Here is a 20,174-nt window from a genome sequence, read left to right on the forward strand (position 1 = left end):
ACCACACTTGTCAGACCGTCCCGGTCGGCCGATGGACTTGGCTCGGCTCGGTCGGTGGGTTGGGACATTTCGGAAGGAATCCGGGGATCCAGTTGAACAGCAGCAAGCACACGGAGTTGGCGAACCACGCGTGGTCCGTCGCCGACCTCCTGCGGGGGGACTACAAGCAGTCCGACTACGGCAAGGTCATCCTGCCGTTCACGGTCCTGCGGCGGCTTGAGTGCGTGCTGGAGCCGACGCGCGAGAAGGTCGCGGAGCTGGCGGCTCAGTACGAGGACAGCGGGATCGACCCGGACCGTTTCCTGCGCCGGGCCTCAGGCCACTCCTTCTACAACAGGTCCGATCTGACTCTCAAGAAGATCGCCGGAGATCCGGGGAGCGCGGCGAAGAACCTACAGGTGTATGTGGGGGCGTTCTCCGACAACGCGCAGGGCGTTCTGGACCGTTTTGAGTTCGCTCAGCAGATCAAGCGGCTGGACAGCTCAGGGCTGCTCTACAAGGTCATCGGCAAGTTCACGGACCTGGACCTGCGTCCGAAGATCGTGCCCAACCACAACATGGGCTACATCTTCGAGGAACTGATCCGCCGCTTCGCGGAGCAGTCCAACGAGACGGCCGGTGAGCACTTCACGCCGCGTGAGGTTATCCAGCTGATGGTGCGGCTACTGGTCGCCCCGGACGGTGACGGACTCCAGCTACCCGGCACCGTGCGCACGGTCCTGGACCCGGCCTGCGGCACGGGCGGCATGCTCTCGGCGATGGACGACCTCATCACGGAGCTCAATCCGGACGCCACGGTGGAGGTGTACGGGCAGGAGCTCAACCCCGAGTCGTGGGCGATCTGCCGGTCCGACCTCATGATCAAGGGCCAGAACCCGGAGAACATCGCCTTCGGTAACTCCTTCTCCGACGACGGACACGCCCGTAAGTCCTTCGACTACATGCTGGCGAACCCTCCGTTCGGCGTGGAGTGGAAGAAGGTCAAGGAGGAGGTCGAGCACGAGCACAAGTCGCTGGGCGAGGCCGGCCGCTTCGGGGCGGGGCTGCCGCGCATCAACGACGGTTCGCTGCTGTTCCTCCAGCACATGATCTCGAAGATGAAGCCGGTGGATGTGAACGGCGGGGGCGGCTCGCGACTGGCGATCGTCTTCAATGGTTCGCCGCTGTTCACGGGCGCGGCAGGTTCGGGGGAGTCGGAGATCCGCCGTTGGATCCTGGAGAACGACTGGCTGGAGGGCATCGTGGCCCTGCCGGACCAACTCTTCTACAACACCGGTATCTCCACGTACTTCTGGATCCTGACCAACCGGAAGAGCCCGGACCACAAGGGCAAGGTCGTGTTGCTGGACGCGCGGGACCAGTGGCAGAAGATGCGGAAGTCGCTGGGCGACAAGCGCAAGGAGCTGGGCAAGGACCACATTGCGACGGTGGTCAAGCTGTACGGCGAGGCGCTGGCTGCGGCGGGGGATGCGGAGCATCCGTTGCACGGCAAGGTGAAGGTCTTCTGGAACGAGGACTTCGGGTACCAGCGGATCACGGTCGAGCGGCCGTTGAAGCTGCGGTTCGAGGTGACGGAGGAGACGCTCGCGGCGCTGGAGGCGTCGAAGGTGATCCAGAAGCTGCCGCAGGCTTCGGTCATGTTCGACGCCTTCGAGTCGATGGAGGTGAGGAGTTGGGCTACGAAGCAGGAGGCTTGGCTCGCTCTCAAGGACGCGGTGGTCGCGGCCGGGTCGACATGGCCGACGGGCGCGCCCTTCAACAAGGCGCTGCGTGACGCCATCGGGGTGCGGGATCCGGAGGGTGAGGTCCAGCTGGTGAAGGGCCAGCCCGAGCCGGACAGTGAGCTTCGGGACTACGAGAACGTGCCTCTGGGTGAGGATGTCGAGGAGTACCTGAAGCGGGAAGTGCACCCGCATGTGCCGGATGCGTGGATCGACCACGGGAAGGCGAAGGTCGGGTACGAAATTCCGTTCACGCGGCACTTCTATGTGTACGAGCCGCCTCGGCCGTTGGCGGAGATCGACGCGGAATTGAAGGCGTTGGAAGCGGAGATTCAGGGGCTGTTGGGGGAGGTAACGGAATGACGGAGTCGCGTCTGGCACCCTGGCTTTCTGCTTCGCGATGGCCCACAGCGCCGATCCGGCTTGTAGCCCGCTTGGGATCTGGGCACACGCCCAGCCGCAGCAAGCCCGAGTACTGGGAGGACTGCACGGTTCCGTGGATCACACTCGCCGACGTATGGCAGCTGCGTGACGGCCAGACCAACGTCATCACAGAGACCAAAGAGATGGTCAGCCCACTCGGACTGGCGAACTCGGCGGCCGTAAAGCATCCAGCCGGAACCGTGATCCTCTCTCGCACCGCTTCGGTGGGATTTTCCGCGATCATGGGCCGTGACATGGCCACGAGTCAGGATTTCGCCACTTGGACCTGCGGTCCGAAGCTGGAGCCTCGCTTTCTGCTGCATGCCCTTCGTGGCATGGCGCCGGATCTCAAGCGTGTCGCCACGGGGTCGACACACAAGACCATTTACATGCCTGGCATCGAGCAACTGCGCGTTCCGTTGCCCCCGCTGGAGGAGCAGCGCCGCATCGCCGACTTCCTGGACGAAGAGACCACTCGCATAGACCAAATCGTGGTGCACCGAGAACAACAGCGTCAATTGCTGCAGTCCCGTCAAGAGGCGTCGATCCGACACCTCTTCCAGGAAGCCAATACGTTTCGGACCAAGTTGAAGTTTCTCTTGACCAGCCGCCCCAGGTATGGAGTTTTGGTACCTAAGTTCGAGGAGGGCGGAGTCAAATTCGTTCGAGTAAACGACCTCCTGGACCTTCCCGGGCGAGCTCAGAATCTGACTACAATCGCACCCGAGGTCTCTGCCCAGCACCCCACGACTTTGGTACGAGCGGGCGATGTACTCGTTAGCGTGGTTGGCACCCTAGGGCGCGCAGCAGTAGCCCCACACAGCATCGCTGGAGCCAATGTCAACAGGGCTGTTGCCGTCCTGCGGCCAAAAGCAAACGTGAACCGTCAACTACTGGCTGCTTGGATCAATGCTGCGGATTTCCAGGAGCAAGCCCTACTGGCTACTGGAAATGACAGTGCCCAGCGAACACTTGGCATGGAAGATATGGCGAACTTCTCCCTCCAGTGGCCAAGCGATGAAGCCAGCCAGACCGAGCTGGCTCACATGGTACTGCGGTCCACGGAGTTCACTCAGAGACTCGAATGCACACTTCGCCGGCAAATCACGACTCTGACGGAGCGCCGCCAAGCCCTGATCACCGCTGCCGTAACCGGCCAGTTCGACGTGTCCACCGCCAGCGGCCGCAATGTAACCGAAGGAGTAACCGTATGAGCCCCGTGCACGACGAGTCCTCCTTCGGGTCCGCCATAGTCGCCTCCCTCTGCGAACGCGGCTGGCGTGAGGCAAACCCCGAGGACTACCGACCCGACCTCGGCCTCGACACCAACGAGCTGTTCACCTTCATCGGCGCGACCCAGCCCGACGAGTGGCACGAACTCCTCACCGTCTACGGCGGCAACCCCAACGAGGCGCAGCGCGGCTTCGCCCAGCGTCTCGACCGGGCCATAGCCGATGACGGCCTCCTCCACGTCCTCCGCAACGGCGTCAAGGACCGAGGCGTCCGCCTCCGCGTCGCCTACTTCAAGCCCAACCTCATCTCCGCCGACTCCGTACTCGACGGCTACCGGGCCAACCGCCTCACCGTCGTACGCGAACTCCCCTACGCCACGAAGCAGGCCGACTGGGGCTACCGCCTCGACCTGACCCTGTTCCTCAACGGCATCCCCATCGCCACGGCCGAGTTGAAGAACCCACTCACCGGTCAGGGCGTCGAGCACGCCAAGAAGCAGTACCGGACCGACCGCGACCCCACCGAGCTGATCTTCACGCGACGCGTGATAGCAAACTTCGCCGTAGACCCGGACCTGGTCTTCGTCACCACGCAACTGCGCGGAAAGAGCACCCAGTTCCTGCCCTTCAACACCGGCTCGAACGGCCCCGGCCAGCCCGGCGGGGCCGGGAACCCTGCGCCCACGGCCCACGGCACCTACGCCACCTCGTACCTCTGGGAACAGGTCTGGCAGCGCGACAACTGGCTCGACCTGCTCCAGCGTTTCGTGCACCAGCAGAAGCACAAGACACCCGGCGGCGGCACCACCAAGTCGACGATCTTCCCCCGCTTCCATCAGTGGGATGTGGTCCGCAAGCTCACCGCACACGCGTCCGTCCACGGCGCCGGCCAGAACTATCTGGTCATGGCCTCCGCCGGCTCCGGCAAGTCGAACACCATCGGCTGGCTGGCCCACCGGCTCAGCGACCTGCACGCCCGTACCGATCCGCGGGTGCTCAGGACCGACGCCGTCGCCGACGGCCGCATCAAGCCCGGCGAGCCCGTCTTCGACAAGGTCATCGTCATCACCGACCGCCGCGCCCTGGACGCGCAGCTGTCGGCGACGGTCGGCAGCTTCTCGCAGACGGACGGCCTGGTCGTCAAGGTCGACGAGAAGCACGGCGCGAAGAGCGAGCAGCTCGCCCGCGCCCTCTCCCGGGACACCGGCAAGATCGTCACGGTCACCCTGCACTCGTTCCCCGCACTGCTCGACTACATCAAGCGCAACCCCACCGAGATCAAGGGCACCCGCTTCGCGATCATCGTCGACGAGGCGCACTCCTCCCAGTCCGGCGACGCAGCGACCGCCGTGAAATCCGCACTGCGCGACCTCGGCCTGGACGCCGACTCGGACGACGAGGGCGCGACCACGGTAACCGTGGACGACAAGCTGAAGGCGAAGGCGGTGGAACGCTCCCGTGCCACCAACCTCTCCTACTTCGCATTCACCGCCACACCTAAGTCCAAGACCCTCGAACTCTTCGGCACGGAAGGCGTGGAGAACGGCAAGGCCGTCTACCGCCCCTTCCACACCTACTCCATGCGCCAGGCCATCGAGGAAGGCTTCATCCTCGACCCGCTGCGCAACTACGTCACGTACAACACGTACTGGAAGCTCGCGAACCTCAACCACGACGAGAAGGAGGTCGACCCCTCCAAGGCGAACAGCCTGCTCGCACGGTTCGCGCTGATGCACGAGCACACGGTGTCGCAGCACGCGCAGGTGATCGTCGAGCACTTCGTCGCGCACACCCGCGGTCGGCTCGGCGGACGCGCCAAGGCGATGGTGGTCACGGCCTCCCGCCTATCCGCCGTGCAGATGGCCCGCGCCATCCGCAGCTACATCAAGGACCGGGACTACGACACCAAGTACCCGGACCTGGGAGTCCTGGTCGCCATCTCCGGCTCCCTCACGATCGACGGCGAGGAGACCACCGAGGTCAAGGAGAACGGCGGCCTCTCCGAGGGCGCCCTGCCGAAGGCCTTCGCCTACACCCGCGCCGACGACAAGGCCGCGAAGGCCGGCTGCAAGGGCCAGCAGGAGTACCGGATCCTCGTCGTCGCCGAGAAATACCAGACCGGCTTCGACCAGCCGCTACTGACGACGATGTACGTCAACAAGACACTGAGCGGCATCGCCGCCGTGCAGACCCTCTCCCGCCTCAACCGCACCGCCGAACGCAAGTCCCAGGCCGACCTCGCCGTCCTGGACTTCGTCAACGAGGCCGAGGACATACAGGACGCCTTCCGCCCGTACTTCGAGGAGGCGCACACCCTGCCCTCCGACCCGAACCTCCTCTACACGGCCCAGAGCCGCGTCATGTCCGTGCCGGTCATCTCCGAGCAGGACATGGACGAATTCGTGGTCGCGTACTTCGAGGCGCAGGCGAAGGCGGGCGGCTCCCAGTCCAAGTGGGAGAAGCTGCACGCCGAGCTGTACCGGCTCCTCTCCCCCGCCGTCACCCGCTTCACCGCCCTCTTGGAGAGCGAAGAGGAGGACGACGTCGAGACGGCGGAGGAGTTCCGGGCCAACCTCAACGACTACGTCCGCAAGTACGGATTCCTCGCGCAGATCGTGCCGTACCAGGACGCCGAGTTGGAGCGCCTGTACTTGTACGGGCGGTACCTCCTCAACCGCCTCCCCCGCCTCGCGGACGGCGGAGTGGACATAGGCGAGGTGGATCTGAGCCACCTGCGCGTCGAGAAGACCGGCGAGCACGACGTGTCCCTCAACCCCGTGGGTCCGTCCGAGCTCAAAGGCTTCGGCGACGGAGTTGGCGGCGCCAAGGACGCCGAGAAGTCACTGCTGTCCGAGCTGATCGAGAAGTTCAACGCCAAGTTCGGCACGGAGTTCACCGAGGAGGACGTCCTCCCGGCCTTCAACGCCACGAAGGAGGACCCGAAGGTCCGTGCCGCCGCCCTCGTCAACGACGAGGAGAACTTCGGCATCGTCTTCGACAAGAAGTTCGAGGAGAACATGATGGATCACGTCTCCACGATCGACACCCTCGGCAAGCGGTACTTCGGCACCGACCGGGACTTCAAGTCCAACCTCGACCGCAGCGCCCGCCGGGCCGCCTGGCGGATGATCCGCCGGGAGGAGGGGCTGGACGAGCTCTGACATGAGCGGGGCTCGGTGCGTGTTTGGCACCGAGCCCCGTTCGCCACATGTCCGCCGGTTCAGCGCCCGGCCATACGCACGAAGCCTGCCCACGCTTGCGCCCCGACAGCCAGCACGGGACCGAAATGTCGCTTCGAATCTCGGACGAGGACAGCTTCGCTGGTCGCGGCGACCTCCAGGCACTGGCCGCCTTCAGCGCCGCTGTAACTGCTCTTGAACCAGGCCAGTTCGGTAGCCACGGATTCGCTTACTGCGGCGTTCATAGCTCTCCCAGCAACATCGCGATGTAGTCCAGGCTCTCCTGCGGACTGAGCGCCTGGCTTCGGATAATCCCATAACGGGCCGCTGCAAGACTCGTCTCGTCGCGCTTGGTCAGAAGATTGCTGCGCCCCTGGACCTCGGCATACACGAACTGCTCCCCACCTCTGCGGGTGATCACAGTGAACGGCCCGTCCACACCGGCGTTGTCCTCGCGGTCCAACGGCATCACCTGAAGCTCAACATTGCGCTTCTCGCCGATCAGGAGCAGATGTTCAAGCTGTCCTCGGAGCACAGTCTTCCCACCGAGCAGCCTGCGTAGCAAGGACTCCTCCATGACGAAGCTCAGTAGCGGGGCAGGCCAACGATTGAAGATCCCTTGTCGTGCCAGACGTGCGGCAACGCGCAGTTCAATCGTCTCCTCGTCCAGCAGTGGGCGGCGCATGGAAAGGATCGCTCGCATGTACTCCTCAGTCTGGAGAAGACCGTTGACCACGAGCGTGTCGTACGCGCAAAGCTCAACCGCTTCCGCCTCCAGCCGAGCCATGTCCCGGAAGAACGACGGATACTGAGCCCGCGCAATCTCCTCCTTCAGCGCCGTCAGCAACCCCCCAGCCCCCACACCTCGTCCGCCTTGTCAATGAACCGAGGCTGCGGAATCCGCCTCCCCTGCTCGATCGACGCCACCGTGTCCGCCGAGTACCCGACCCTCTTCCCGAACTCGGCCCGTTCCAGCCCCACCCGCGTCCGCAACAGCTTCAACTGCCGGCCGAACGCGGCCACCACGCCCGTCCCCGTCTCGTCCTCCGGCCGCCGATTCCTCGTCCCTCACCTCAGTCATCGCCCTGCCGCCTCTCCCCCGCGTACCGCCCCGTACAGCGCCCGCGTCCGCCCCGTACGAAAGATCGGCGTCAGCGCGTCACCACTGGTCACGCTAGGCCACAGAAGGTCACCGTGAGTGCATGACCGCAACACAATCCCCCCTCACGGTGCACCAGTTCACGATGCGCTTCAGCTCGACCCCGCGCGGCGCCCGCCTGGCCCGGCGCCTGTGCGGGCACCGCCTCGACACCTGGGGCATCCCCTACGGCAGCGACGTACACGACGCCATCACCCTCATCGCGTCGGAGTTGTGCGCCAACGCCGTACAGCACGGCCACGTCCGCGGCCGCGACTTCCACGTCCTCCTCACCGCCGCCCCGGCCACGAGCACCGTACGGATCAAGGTCAGCGACACCCGCGGTGAACGCCTCTCCCACCTCCCCACCACCCTGCCCGAGGACCCCCAGGACGGCGACAACGGACGCGGCCTGCTCCTCGTCGAGGCACTGGCCGACCGCTGGGGCTGTTCACCCCGTGCCGAGGGCGGGCCCGGCAAGACCGTCTGGGCGGAGTGCACCGCCCCTCGCCTGGCCTGATCGCCTGTCCTGATCACGTAGCACACGCCCGCCCTGACTGGACTCACCAAACCCCACCCACGAGACTGATCCCCAACCACATCGAAGACCCTTCGGACGCTCGACTGGGACGACGACGGGGACGGGACGGGGGCCAGGTGCCAGAACAACGGCGGATCGCGGGACGCTACGAGCTGCTGGAGCAGTTCAGCCACGGCGGCATGGGAGACGTGTGGCGCGGCTACGACGCCGTACTGGACCGGCCGGTCGCCGTGAAGCTCATCCGCCCCCAGGCCGTCACGTCACCGCACCTGGCTCAGGAGCTGGAGAAGCGCTTCAAACGCGAGGCCCGCATCACCGCGCGGATCCAGCACCCGGGTGTGCCGCAGGTGTACGACGCCGACCTCGACGAGTCGTACGAGCAGCTGTTCCTGGTGATGGAGCTGGTCGACGGCGTACCCCTGACCGCGTACGTGCACCCGGACCAGCACCCGCCCCTGCCCCTCAGCTGGGCGATGGCCGTGGCGGCACAGGTCGCGACCGTGCTGTCATACGCGCACGACGTACCCGTCGTCCACCGTGACCTGAAGCCCAGCAACATCCTCGTCGCCCGCGACGGCACGGTGAAGGTGCTGGACTTCGGCATCGCGGCGATCCTGCGGACGGACGTCACCAAGCTGACGGCGACGGGCAGTCCGATCGGGACGCATCAGTACATGGCGCCGGAACAGGTGCGCGGCGGGCGGGTCACGCCGCGCACCGACATGTACGCGCTGGGGTGTGTACTGCACGAACTGCTTTGCGGGCGGCCCCTGTTCGGCGGGGACAGTGAGTGGCAGCTGATGATGCAGCACGTCAACGCGGCACCGACGCCGCTGCGACAGCTGCGTGCCGATGTACCGGCAGCGTTGGAGGAACTCGTCCTGCACCTGCTCCGCAAAGCGCCCGAGGCGCGGCCGGCGGACGTGCAGGAGGTGTACGAGCGACTGCGGCCCTTCCTGCCCATGCCCGGCGAGAACGCCGCGCCCGAACAGACGGGGCCCGCGGGGGCGCCCGACCCGACCGGGATCTTCCGCCGCCCCTACGCACCCCGCTCGCGTGCCGCAGCCGCGGGCGTGAGCGCGGGCCCTGCCGCCTCCCCCGGCGGTCCTGACGTACCGCCCGCCGTCCCCGCGGCCGAGCGGGAGGCGCTGCGGGAGCAGATCCTCGACGTGCACGCGCATTACCGTGCCCTGATGGAGGAGGAGCGGTACTCGCAGGCCGCCGAGGTGGTGGGCGAGATGGTCGAGCCGGCCGCGCGTGCCCTCGGCTCGCAGAGCAAGGCGGTCCTCGGGCTGCGCCGTCGCCGGGCGTTCAGCCGGCAGCTGGCGGGTGATCACCGGGCCGCGCTACCCGAGTTCGAGGCACTCGCCGACGCATACGGGCGCGTCAGCGGCCCGAGCAGCGAGGACGCCTTGGACAGCCGGGCGCAGGCGGCCCGTTGCCGAGGAGAGCTCGGCCAGGTGACCGAGGCGCTCGCCGGTCTGCACGGCGTCCTCGACGTCGTCCGTTCCGTCGACGGCGACGTGAGTGAGAACGCGGTGGAGTTGCGGCGCGACATCGGCGTGCTGCTCCTCGCGCAGGGGCGGGCGGCGGACGCCTTCGACGTCCTGGACCCGCTACACGCGGATCTGTGTCTCGTGTTCGGTCCGGACGACGAGCTGACAGCCGAGGTCGCCGAGACGCTCGCGGTGATCCGGCTGGACCTCGACGGGCCGGCCTCCTGATCGAACTGGCCGCCACGCGGCCGAAACCGAGCGTAAACACACGGAGTTCGCGACATCATGGAACGATCAAGTGGGCGGGCGCAGCATTGCCGCGCCTACTTGGTGCACTTCGCCGGTGGGAGGGGACGAAGACGTGAGCGCGAAGAAGGCCGCGGAGACCACGCCGAGTGTGGCCACACAGGTGCGACAGGTCGGTGCGGCATTGCAGACGGTCTACGGCAGCCTGCTGGACACCGGGGATCTGGAGGGCATGCCCGCCCATGAGCAAGAGCCGCGTCTTCTCTCGCGGGCGCTGACCGCACAAGCCGTACGGATCGTCACTGGCTTCAGCCCGCAGGAGGCGGCACGCACCGTCATCGACGGGCACGCTGACCAGGGCATCGACGCCATCGCGGTGGTGGACGGCCCCAACCCGCATGTGTACCTGGTGCAAGGGAAGTGGAGCCCTGAGGGAAGGGCGGCAGCCGACCGTAAGGCGGTACTGGAGCTCTTCGCCGGCCTGCGCCTGATCGACGACGAGGACTTCGCCCCGTTCAACCCGCAAGGACGTCAGCTGGCCGAGTACGCCAAGACCGTCATGGACCGCGGGCCCGTGCCGGTGACCCAGGTCGTGGTCCTGATGCGCCCGGACGAGCCCGGTGTCGGTTTCCAGGACGCGCTGGTCAACGGCGAGAAGGAGTTCAATCGCTACGGAGAGATCCTGGACCACCGGATCATCCTGGCGCCCGAGGTGTGGGCCTCCGTCCGGGAGGACCTCACTCCGGAGCCGGTTCAACTCAGCGCGACTCTTTTCCCATGGTTCGGGATCAGCTCCCCGTACGAGTCCTACCAGGGGGTCGTCGTGGCCGAAGAGGTGGCCGAATGGGCCGCGAGCGGCTCGGACCTGTTCAACCTGAACATCCGCAACCCACTCGGCCGAACCCCGATCAACAACGCGCTGATCGAGACGCTCACCCAAGAGCCGTCCCACTTCTGGTACTTCAACAACGGCATCACCGTGCTGTGCGACTCGGTCGAGAAGGCCCAGCAGAACAGACGCGCCCCGCAGCACCACCCGCTCACACTCACCCTGCACAATGCCAGCGTGGTAAATGGCGCACAGACTGTCCGGTCCGTGGCCGAAGCGCTGGCCTCCGACGAAACCGCGGCACAGGCACAGATCGGCGTGCGCATCATCGTGACGGGCACGGCCGAGGACTTCGCCAGAGAGACGACGAAGGCCACGAACAGGCAGAACAGTGTGGGAGCACGCGACTTCATCGCCCTTGACCCGGTCCAGGCGGCGATCCTCGAGGAGATGCGCGCCGAGCTCGGGCTGGAGTACAGCGTGCGGCGCAGCGAGCTGGAGCCGCCGGAGGAAACCGGCTGTTCAGTGGTCGAGGCCGCCTGCGCACTGGCCTGCGCTCACATCGACATTCAGTACGCGGCCCGCATGGGGGTTTCGCTCGACGTGCTGTGGGAGCGGGGAACGCAGGGCATTTACGATGTCCTGTTCCGACCGCAGCCAGGTGCGTACCTGCTGTGGAACGCAGTGCAGGTCCTGCGTGAGGTCCGCCGAACCCTGTACGGGCTGCGCAGCCGCTACGAAGGACGCGGCGCGGCCCTGACCGAGCACGGCGTCTACGTGATCGCCCATCTCGTCTTTCGGCTGTTGGACATCGAGGCCATCGATGAACCTGACCCCAAACTCGAGTGGTCCAAGGACGCCACAGGGAAGACCAGACAGCTCGTCAAGCAGTTGCTGCCCATCGTGGCCGCGTCGATCGACGAATTGTTCAAGGAGCGTTCCCAGATTCGTGCCGTCTGCTCGGACATCCAGCGATGCCGTGAGCTCTCCAAGCACGTCCTTGACGTCATCGCAAACGGTGGCAGTGCCGAGGCGCCGGACAAATACCGACGGATCCAGGCACAACGCAAGCGTCGCCGCCCCAACGCGGTCACCGTTCTCGTCGACAAGCAGATCCTCGTCAATGGGGAGCCACTCACGCTCAAGTCCGGGTACCCGTTGGAAGAAGAGGCACTGCGGGACTGGCTCGCCGAGGACGAACGGCGTGCGAGGGCAACGTGGGTCAACCACCGGACCAAACCACTCCTTTGGGCCGCCGACGGCAGGCAGTACTCGCCATCCGGCCTGATTACACGTATGTGGGAGCTCGCACAGTGGGAGAAGCGGCCCGTGGCCAACCAAGGCACCGCCCGCTGGGCAACCGCCACAGGCGAGACCCTCGCGGATCTGGCGTGGCGCGCACTCGACGAACTTGAGGAATCAGCGGAGGACGAGCCCGGTCGCGATTGACGGAGGCGGGCGCAGGACGCGTCGCCGAGCACAGGAACCAGTCGACTCAGGCCGAGGAAGAGAAAAGGGCATGCCACAGCTCGCCTTCGACATAGGCTTTTTCACCGAACTCCCCAAGCTCCAGCCTCCGGTGAGGAAGGGCGTTCTCGACGCCTGGGAGAAGTTCAACCGGCTCACCCTCGATCAGCTCTTCAAGGACCCGGGACTGAAGCTGGAGAGCCTGACGAACGCGAAGGACAAGCAGATCCGGACCATCCGCATCGACCAGTTCTGGCGCGGTGTGGTCCTCGCTCCGGACTCCGGGGACACCTTCGTTCTGCTGCGGGTCATGCAGCACGACAAGGCCATCGACTGGGCGAAGAAGCAGAAGTCCAGCATCAACGCGGTGACCCGGGCAGTCGAGATCCGTGACGCGGCGACCCTGGACGAGATCACGCCGGCGTACGAACGGGTTGCCGAGACATCGCCGAAGCAGCGGCTGTTCGCGAAGTTCTCCGACGGAGGCCTGAAGACTCTCGGCATCGACGACGAGACGCTGCGGCAGGCTCGGTCGCTGGTCGACCAGGATCAGCTGGATGTCTTCGCGCCGCTGCTGCCGCAGGACCAACGCGAGGTACTGCAGTACCTCGCCGCGGGCTGCACCGTGGAGGAGGTGTGGCAGGACATTGTGGCACCTGCCCTTCAGGCGTCCACACAGCCGGTGGACACGCAGGACTACGAGACGGCGATCCACCACAGCCGGGCACGTATCGCACTGGTCACGGCCTCCGAGGAGCTGCGGGACATCCTGGAGAAGCCCTTCGCGGCCTGGCGGGTCTTCCTGCACCCCTCCCAGCGCAAGGTGGCCTACCGGGCGTCGTACTCGGGTCCCGCTCAGGTCACGGGCGGACCGGGCACCGGCAAGACCGTCGTCGCGCTACACCGGGTCAAGCACCTGCTCGGGCACCTGCGCGACGGCGACCGCATCCTCCTCACGACCTACACCAACGCGCTCGTCAACGCGCTCCGCTCGGGCCTGGAATCCCTGGTCGACGACCCGGAGCTGCGCGAGCGCGTGGACATCTCGACGGTGGACGGCTTCGCCAGCCGTGTCGTGGCCGAGGCACCGGGCGCGGTGGCCCTGCGGCCGCTGATGCACAACGAGGAGGAGAGCCGCTGGGGCAAGGCCGCCAAGGCGACGGGCTTCACCGGCAGCGCGCAGTTCCTTGCCCAGGAATACCGGCACGTCATCCTGGCCCAGGACATCAGGACCCTGGCCAAGTATGAGGCGGCGGACCGGCGTGGCCGCGGAAGCCGCCTCACCGCCGCCCAGCGGCCCCTGGTGTGGGAGACGGTGCAACGGTTCACGGCCGGCCTGGCCGAGGACGGGGCCCGCACTTGGCTGCGGACATGTGCGGAGGCGGCGCGGCTGCTGGAGGAGAAGGGGCCGCAGTACCGGCATGTCGTAGTGGACGAGGCCCAGGACCTGCACCCGGCGCAGTGGCGTCTGTTGCGCGCCGCAGTTCCGGCCCGCCCGGACGACCTGTTCATCGCGGGCGACCCGCACCAGCGCATCTACGACTCGAAGGTCTCGCTGAAGTCGCTCGGCATCAAGGTTTCCGGGCGGTCGGTGAAGCTGCGCAAGAACTACCGCAGCACGCAGGAGATCCTGCGCTGGTCCACGGCCCTCCTCGTCGGCCGCCCGATCGCCGAGCTGGAGGACGAGAACCGCAACGACACCCTGCTCGGATACCGCTCCGCCCTCCACGGAGACGGACCCGCTGTGCACGCGGCGGCGACAGAGGAGTCCGAACTGGACGCGCTCGTCACCCGGATACGGGCGTGGATGGACGCGGGTGTCGGCGCCGGGGAGATCGGGGTCAGCACCCGGTTCAACAAGACGTGCACGAAGACGGTGGCGCATCTAAAGGCCGCCGGTATACCCGCCGCGCCGCTGCGCGCCGCCGACAAGGCCGGCGAAGTGACGACCGTGCGGGTCGGAACCATGCATTCCTTCAAAGGGCTGGAGTTCCGCTGCGTAGCGGTCATCGGCGTCAACGAGGACGCGCTGCCGTTCCCGAAGGCGGTTACCCCACCCGATGTCGACGCCAAGCAGCATGAGACGGACATGCTGTCAGAGCGCTGCCTGCTGTTCGTCGCCTGCACACGTGCCCGCGACAGCCTCTACGTCTCCTGGTCCGGCGCTCCCAGCGCCTTCCTGTCGGAGGCGGGCGTCTGAGTGCGAAGGCCGTCAAAGCCCATCTACAGCTGGTAATTTCAATCAGTAGGAATCGTTCTGGTGTATGGAGTCACCGGGACCGGACGGACAGGCTTCAAGGACAGTGCAAATCTCGCAGGTTCTGGACAAGGTCGACGCCGGAGACATCGCGCTGCCCGAGTTCCAGCGCGGCTATGTCTGGACGCGCGATCAGGTACGCGGCTTCTTCCAGTCTCTCTACCGCGGGTATCCGATCGGAGGGTTCCTGACCTGGAGCACCAAGGCCGACGGTGTACAGACGCGCGGCGGTGCGTCAGGCCGCGACGGTACGATCCACCTGCTGCTCGACGGACAGCAGCGCGTCACCACCCTGTACGGCGTCACCCGTGGCCGAGCCCCGAGCTTCTTTGAAGGCAACGTCTCGGCGCTCACCGGTCTCCATTTCAATCTGCAGACTGAGTCCTTCGAGTTCTACGCCCCGGCGAAGATGAAGGACAACCCCGTCTGGGTGGACGTCACCGCGCTCTTCAAGAGCGGACTGGCCAGTCAGCTCGTGGCCGTGACTCAGTTGGCAAACGGTGACGCAGACCTGCAGGTGAGGTACATCGAACGCCTGAATCGCATCACCCAGATCAGGGACCGCAGCGTCCACATCGACGAAGTGACCGGCGAGGACAAGACCATTGACGTGGTCGTGGAGATCTTCAACCGGGTCAATTCGGGCGGCACCAAGCTCTCCAAAGGTGACCTCGCCCTGGCCGCCATCTGTGCGGCCTGGCCGGCCGCTCGGCCCACCATGAACCAGGCTCTTGAGGATTGGTCGACCGCCGGTTTCAGCTTCAAACTCGATTGGCTCCTGCGCAACGTGAACGCCCTCGTCACCGGTGAGGCACAGTTCTCCAAGCTGGCCGACGTGGATGTTCCGACTTTCCAGTCGGGGCTCGCCAAGACCATCGACTCCGTGTCGTATCTGCTCAACGCGCTCGGCGGGCGATTGGGCCTCGACCATGGTGCGGTCCTCAGCGGCCGCGGCGCCTTCCCGGTGATGAGCCGCCTGCTCCATCGTCATGGTGGTTCGTTCCCCGATGCCATGACACGTGACCGGCTCTTCTACTGGTATGTGCACAGCTTCCTCTGGGGGCGGCACACCGGCGCCACGGAGACCGTTCTCAACCAGGATCTGCAGGCTCTCGACGATGGCGGCGTCGACCAGTTGGTCAGCGTGCTGCGACGAAGTCGTGGTGGCCACCTCGAGGTGGGTTCCGACGACTTCGTAGGCTCCAGCATGGGCTCCCGCTTCTATCCCCTGCTGTACATGCTGACCCGGGTCTACGGTGCACAGGACTTTGTCAGCGGCGTGCCTCTGCGAGACGGAATGCTGGGTCGCCTCAGCTCGCTGCAGGTGCATCACATTTTCCCCAAGGCCCTGCTCTACAAGCACGACTACAGCCGGGCCGAGGTGAACGCCGTGGCCAACTTCTGCTTCCTCACCCAGGACACCAACCTCAAGATCGGAGCCAAGGAACCAGCCGAGTACCTTGAGGAAATCGAGTCGCGCATGCCGGGTGCACTGGCGACACAGTGGATTCCCACGGACCGCGACCTTTGGAAGGTGTCCAGTTACCCGGACTTCCTCGCCGCCCGCCGCGACCTGCTTGCCCGCGCCGCGAACGACTTCCTGCAGGGCCTGCACGACGGCCCGTCCCCAGTGGCCCTCACGGATGTCCAACCGACACTGGCCGCTTCCTCTCCCACAGCCCTGCACACCACAGCGAAGCCCGACCTTGCCGACGAGGTTCCCGGCCTCCGCGAGCTCCTGTCAGAAGTGCGTGAAGCCGACCTGGCTGCCCCGGAGCTGGACAGCGAAGTGATCGACCCGCGCACCGGAGCCGCCATCATCGTGGCAGCCGCATTCTGGCCGCAGGGCCTGCGAGCCGACGGTGGTGTGGCGGTCGTCCTCGCGCCAGATACCTCTGAGGAGGAACAGGCGGCACTCGAAGCCGCGGACTATCGCATCTTTCACAGCCCGGAGGCATTGCGCGGCTACATCCGCAATGTGCGCGCCGAGCATTGAGTGTGGCGGTCGACGGTCGTAAACGCGAGGCTCGCGAAGTAGACGGTGAACGCGGACTGCGGCGTACCTCCAGACGGCGCGACATGTTGTGCGCATTCCAGACCAGGGGTAGCTGGTGCGCATGACAGTCCGGCATGGGTCGTCCGGTCGCGGTGGCACGGGCCCGGCCCCGACCCCCACCGCGGCCGGTGTCAGGCCGCCTGGCGTGCCTGGCTTCGGCGCGCCCGGATGACGTCCGCGTACCGACGCCCGGAGCCCTTGATGGTGCGGGCCAGTGTCCGGTAGTCGACGTGCACGAGGCCGAACCTCTTCTCATAGCCGTACGCCCACTCGAAGTTGTCCAGCAGCGACCACGCGAAGTACCCCGCCAGCGGGGCACCCTTGCGGGCGGCGGAGGCGCAGGCCGCGAGGTGCTGGACCAGGTACTCCTGGCGGTCCGGGTCGGCGACGGTTCCGTCGGGGCGTACGACGTCCGGGTAGGCGGAGCCGTTCTCGGTGACGTAGAGGCGACGGGCGCCGTAGTCGTGGGTGAGGCGGAGCAGGAGCGTCTCGATGCCGCTGACGCGGTTCTACGTCGCCCGGCCCGGCGTCCCGGCGGCCACGCTCAACCAGGCACTGGCGCAGGGACTGCATCTCCTGCTCACCCCGGGGATCTACCACCTCGACCGGCCGATCCGGATCGAACGCCCGAACACCGTGGTCCTGGGTCTGGGCTACGCCACCCTGATCCCGGACGGCGGCGCCACGGCCGTCCAGGTCGCCGACGTCGACGGGGTCCGGCTCGCCGGGTTCCTGGTCGACGCCGGGCCGGTCAACTCCCCGACCCTGCTGGAGATCGGGCCCCGCGGGGCGTCCAGGGACCACTCGGCCAACCCGATCACGGTCCAGGACGTGTTCGTCCGCATCGGCGGCGCGGGCGCCGGCAAGGCCACGACCAGCATGGTGATCAACAGCAGACACACCATCGTCGACCACACCTGGGTGTGGCGGGCCGACCACGGCGAGGGAGTCGGCTGGGAGACCAACCGGGCCGACTACGGCGTGGTCGTCAATGGCGACGACGTGCTGGCGACCGGCCTGTTCGTGGAGCACTTCAACAAGTACGACGTCCAGTGGTTCGGCCAGCGCGGCCGCACGATCTTCTTCCAGAACGAAAAAGCGTACGACGCCCCTGACCAGGCCGCCGTCCAGAACGGTTCCGTCAAGGGCTACGCGGCCTACCGGGTCGGCGACGCGGTGACCTCGCACGAGGGCTGGGGCCTGGGCAGTTACTGCTACTACAACGTCGACCCGTCGATCGTGCAGCACCACGGCTTCGCCGCCCCAGTGCGGCCCGGGGTGCGCTTCCACAACCTGCTCGTCGTCTCGCTGGGCGGGAACGGGCAGTACGAGTGCGTCATCAACGACACCGGGGCGCCGACTTCGGGGACGGCCACGGTGCCGTCGACCGTGGTGGCGTATCCCTGAGCGCCGCGGCACGGGCAACACCGCGAGGGCGGCCCCACCCGCACAGGAGTGGGGCCGCCCAGTCGGTCACCGGACCGGCGTCGTGACCGGCGCCGGCGCATAGCCGGTGGGCCGGGCCGTGAACGTGCCGCGTCCCTGGGTGCGGCTGCGCAACCGCGTCGCGTAGCCGAACAGTTCGGCCAGCGGCACGGTCGCCGTCACGACCGCCGAGCCCGCCCGCGCGACCGAGCCGGAGACCCGACCGCGCCGGGCGGCGAGGTCGCCGAGCACTCCGCCCACGGCTTCCTCGGGCACGGTGACCGTGACCTCGACGACCGGCTCCAGCAGGAGCATCGCGCAGCCGCGCAGGGCGTCGCGCAGGCCGAGCCGGCCGGCGGTGCGGAACGCCGTGTCGGACGAGTCCTTCACATGGGTGGCCCCGTCGGTGAGCGTGACGCGCAGCCCGGTCACCGGGTGGCCGCCGAGCGGGCCCTCGGCGAGGGCGTCACGGCAACCGGTCTCCACGGCACGGACGTACTCCTGCGGCACGCTGCCGCCGACGACGGCCGAGCGGAACTCGAAGCCGGACTCCGTGTCCAGAGGCTCGACATCGAGGACGACATGCGCGAACTGCCCTGCCCCGCCGTCCTGTTTGACGTGCCGGAACACGAAACCGGACACGCCTCGGCCGACCGTCTCGCGGTACGCCACCCGGGGGCGCCCCACGTTGACCTCCAGCCCGGCGTCGCGCCGGATCTTCTCCACCGCGACCTCCAGATGCAGTTCACCCATGCCGGACAGCACGGTCTGCCCGGTCTCGGCGTCGGTCCGTACCACGAGGGAGGGGTCCTCCTCCGCCAGCCTCGCCAGCGCCGAGGCCAGCCGGTCCGTCCCGGTGGACGTGCGCGCCTCCACGGCCACGGACACCACCGGGTCGGCGACACCGGGCGGTTCGAGAACGAGCGGCGCGGCCGGTGCGCACAGGGTGGACCCCGCGCGGGCCGACTTCAGGCCGACGACGGCCACGATGTCCCCGGCGACGGCCCGGTCCACCTGGGCGTGCCGGTCCGCCTGGACCCGCAGGATGCGCCCGATCCGCTCGGTGCGCCCGGCGACCGCGTCCCACACGGTGTCTCCCTTCTCGATCGTTCCCGAGTACACGCGCAGATAGGTGAACCGGCCCGTCGGCGTGGCGCTCACCTTGAACGCCAGCGCCGCGAACGGCGCCTGCGGGTCGACGGGCCGCTCCTCGTCGGCGCCGTCGCGCAGGCCGCGTACGGCCGGCACGTCCAGCGGCGACGGCAGATACGCCACCACCGCGTCCAGCAGCGGCTCGATCCCCCGGTTGCGGTAGGCCGAGCCGCACAGCACGACCACGCCGTCGCCGCTGCGGGTCAGCTCGCGCAGGGCGAGCCGAAGGGTCTCCGGCGAGAGGGCCGACCGCGCGCAGAACTCCTCCAGCGCACCGGCGTGCAGCTCGGCCACGGCCTCCTCCAGCAGCCGCCGACGCCGGGTGACCTCCTCCCGCAGCTCCTCGGGCACGGCCTGCTCCACAGCCGTGTCGGCGCCGTCGGCCCACAGCAACGCCCGCATCCGTACGAGGTCGACGACACCGCGGAACCCGTCCTCCGCGCCGATGGGCAACTGCACGACGAGCGGAGCCGGATGCAGCCGTTCCCGGATCGACTCGACGGCCGTGTCGAGGTCGGCCCCGGCGCGGTCCAGCTTGTTGACGAAGGCGATCCTCGGCACCCCGTGCCGGTCGGCCTGCCGCCACACCGACTCGCTCTGCGGTTCTACGCCCGCGACGGCGTCGAACACGGCGACCGCCCCGTCGAGGACGCGCAGCGCACGCTCCACCTCGTCGGCGAAGTCGACGTGGCCGGGGGTGTCGATGAGGTTGATCCGGTGACCGTCCCAGGCACAGCTCACCGCCGCCGCGAAGATGGTGATCCCACGGTCGCGTTCCTGCGGGTCGAAGTCCGTGACGGTGGTGCCGTCGTGGACCTCGCCGCGCTTGTGCGTGGTGCCGGTGGTGTAGAGGATCCGCTCGGTGACGGTGGTCTTGCCGGCGTCGACATGGGCGAGGATGCCGAGATTGCGGACGACGGCGAGGGTGTCGGGGTTGGTGCGCACGGCCCGTGGCCTTTCGGATGTTCCGGGTGGTCCGGAAGCGAAAAAGGGGTCAGCGCGATTCCCGGGA

General features: G+C 67.2%; 10 protein-coding genes and 3 pseudogenes. 9 read left to right on the forward strand and 4 right to left on the reverse strand.

What is annotated here, in order from left to right:
- Positions 1 to 92: 92 nt before the first annotated feature.
- From AQJ67_RS03200 to AQJ67_RS03210, 3 genes are read left to right on the forward strand one after another with little or no spacing between them, the layout of a single operon-like run.
- Positions 93 to 2,084, forward strand: a complete 1,992-nt coding sequence (locus tag AQJ67_RS03200; RefSeq protein ID WP_062716406.1) for a type I restriction-modification system subunit M — start codon at positions 93 to 95, stop codon at positions 2,082 to 2,084.
- Positions 2,081 to 3,358 (forward strand): restriction endonuclease subunit S, encoded by a 1,278-nt coding sequence (locus tag AQJ67_RS44650; protein WP_079055732.1) that lies wholly within the window; start codon positions 2,081 to 2,083, stop codon positions 3,356 to 3,358. The genes AQJ67_RS03200 and AQJ67_RS44650 overlap by 4 nt, the downstream gene beginning before the upstream one ends.
- Positions 3,355 to 6,537 carry a type I restriction endonuclease subunit R gene (locus tag AQJ67_RS03210; RefSeq protein ID WP_062716408.1) on the forward strand — a complete coding sequence of 1,061 codons (3,183 nt, stop codon included), beginning with the start codon at positions 3,355 to 3,357 and terminating at the stop codon, positions 6,535 to 6,537. Before AQJ67_RS44650 ends, AQJ67_RS03210 begins: the two co-directional genes overlap by 4 nt.
- 59 nt (positions 6,538 to 6,596) lie before the next feature.
- On the opposite strand, the gene AQJ67_RS44655 is transcribed toward AQJ67_RS03210, so the two are convergent.
- Together AQJ67_RS44655 and AQJ67_RS03215 are read right to left on the reverse strand one after the other, a co-directional pair.
- Positions 6,597 to 6,800, reverse strand: a complete 204-nt coding sequence (locus AQJ67_RS44655) for a DUF397 domain-containing protein (RefSeq protein ID WP_079055733.1) — start codon at positions 6,798 to 6,800, stop codon at positions 6,597 to 6,599.
- Positions 6,797 to 7,581 (reverse strand): annotated as a pseudogene (locus tag AQJ67_RS03215) (helix-turn-helix domain-containing protein). Before AQJ67_RS03215 ends, AQJ67_RS44655 begins: the two are co-directional and overlap by 4 nt.
- Before the next feature lie 176 nt (positions 7,582 to 7,757).
- Here AQJ67_RS03215 and AQJ67_RS03220 point away from each other — a divergent pair.
- The 5 genes from AQJ67_RS03220 to AQJ67_RS03240 all read left to right on the forward strand — a co-directional run bounded on the left by AQJ67_RS03220 (position 7,758) and on the right by AQJ67_RS03240 (position 16,525).
- Positions 7,758 to 8,213: an ATP-binding protein gene (locus AQJ67_RS03220; RefSeq protein ID WP_062716409.1), complete on the forward strand. Its 456-nt coding sequence runs from the start codon at positions 7,758 to 7,760 to the stop codon at positions 8,211 to 8,213.
- A 137-nt stretch (positions 8,214 to 8,350) separates the two neighbouring features.
- On the forward strand, positions 8,351 to 9,958 hold the full coding sequence (locus AQJ67_RS03225; protein ID WP_062716410.1) for a serine/threonine-protein kinase: 1,608 nt from the start codon (positions 8,351 to 8,353) through the stop codon (positions 9,956 to 9,958).
- Positions 9,959 to 10,091: 133 nt separating this feature from the next.
- On the forward strand, positions 10,092 to 12,254 hold the full coding sequence (locus AQJ67_RS03230; RefSeq protein ID WP_062716411.1) for an AIPR family protein: 2,163 nt from the start codon (positions 10,092 to 10,094) through the stop codon (positions 12,252 to 12,254).
- 70 nt (positions 12,255 to 12,324) lie between these two features.
- Complete coding sequence (locus AQJ67_RS03235) at positions 12,325 to 14,472, forward strand: UvrD-helicase domain-containing protein (RefSeq protein WP_062716412.1); 2,148 nt, start codon at positions 12,325 to 12,327, stop codon at positions 14,470 to 14,472.
- Between the two features lie 103 nt (positions 14,473 to 14,575).
- Entirely contained in the window at positions 14,576 to 16,525 is a 1,950-nt protein-coding gene (locus tag AQJ67_RS03240; protein ID WP_062716413.1) for a GmrSD restriction endonuclease domain-containing protein, read from the forward strand.
- Between the two features lie 191 nt (positions 16,526 to 16,716).
- Here the strand turns inward: AQJ67_RS03240 and AQJ67_RS44660 are convergent.
- Positions 16,717 to 17,085, reverse strand: a pseudogene (locus tag AQJ67_RS44660) (family 1 glycosylhydrolase); the annotation flags it as partial.
- On the opposite strand from AQJ67_RS44660, the pseudogene AQJ67_RS03245 reads away from it, so the two are divergent.
- Positions 17,066 to 17,992 (forward strand): annotated as a pseudogene (locus AQJ67_RS03245) (coagulation factor 5/8 type domain-containing protein); the annotation flags it as partial. The pseudogenes AQJ67_RS44660 and AQJ67_RS03245 sit on opposite strands and share 20 nt — an antisense overlap.
- Before the next feature lie 66 nt (positions 17,993 to 18,058).
- Here the strand turns inward: AQJ67_RS03245 and fusA are convergent.
- A complete protein-coding gene (gene fusA, locus AQJ67_RS03250) occupies positions 18,059 to 20,107 on the reverse strand; it encodes an elongation factor G (RefSeq protein ID WP_062716414.1) in 2,049 nt (682 codons plus the stop codon).
- Positions 20,108 to 20,174 lie beyond the last annotated feature (67 nt).

It is taken from the genome of Streptomyces caeruleatus (assembly GCF_001514235.1).
GTDB classification, from domain to species: Bacteria; Actinomycetota; Actinomycetes; order Streptomycetales; family Streptomycetaceae; genus Streptomyces; species Streptomyces caeruleatus.

Bases quoted from the DNA above. Each gene is read 5' to 3' on its own strand.
- AQJ67_RS44650 (WP_079055732.1), top strand. From the start codon at position 2,081: ATGACGGAGTCGCGTCTGGCACCCTGGCTTTCTGCTTCGCGATGGCCC.
- AQJ67_RS03210 (WP_062716408.1), top strand. From the start codon at position 3,355: ATGAGCCCCGTGCACGACGAGTCCTCCTTCGGGTCCGCCATAGTCGCC.
- AQJ67_RS44655 (WP_079055733.1), bottom strand. From the start codon at position 6,800: ATGAACGCCGCAGTAAGCGAATCCGTGGCTACCGAACTGGCCTGGTTC.
- AQJ67_RS03220 (WP_062716409.1), top strand. From the start codon at position 7,758: ATGACCGCAACACAATCCCCCCTCACGGTGCACCAGTTCACGATGCGC.
- AQJ67_RS03235 (WP_062716412.1), top strand. From the start codon at position 12,325: ATGCCACAGCTCGCCTTCGACATAGGCTTTTTCACCGAACTCCCCAAG.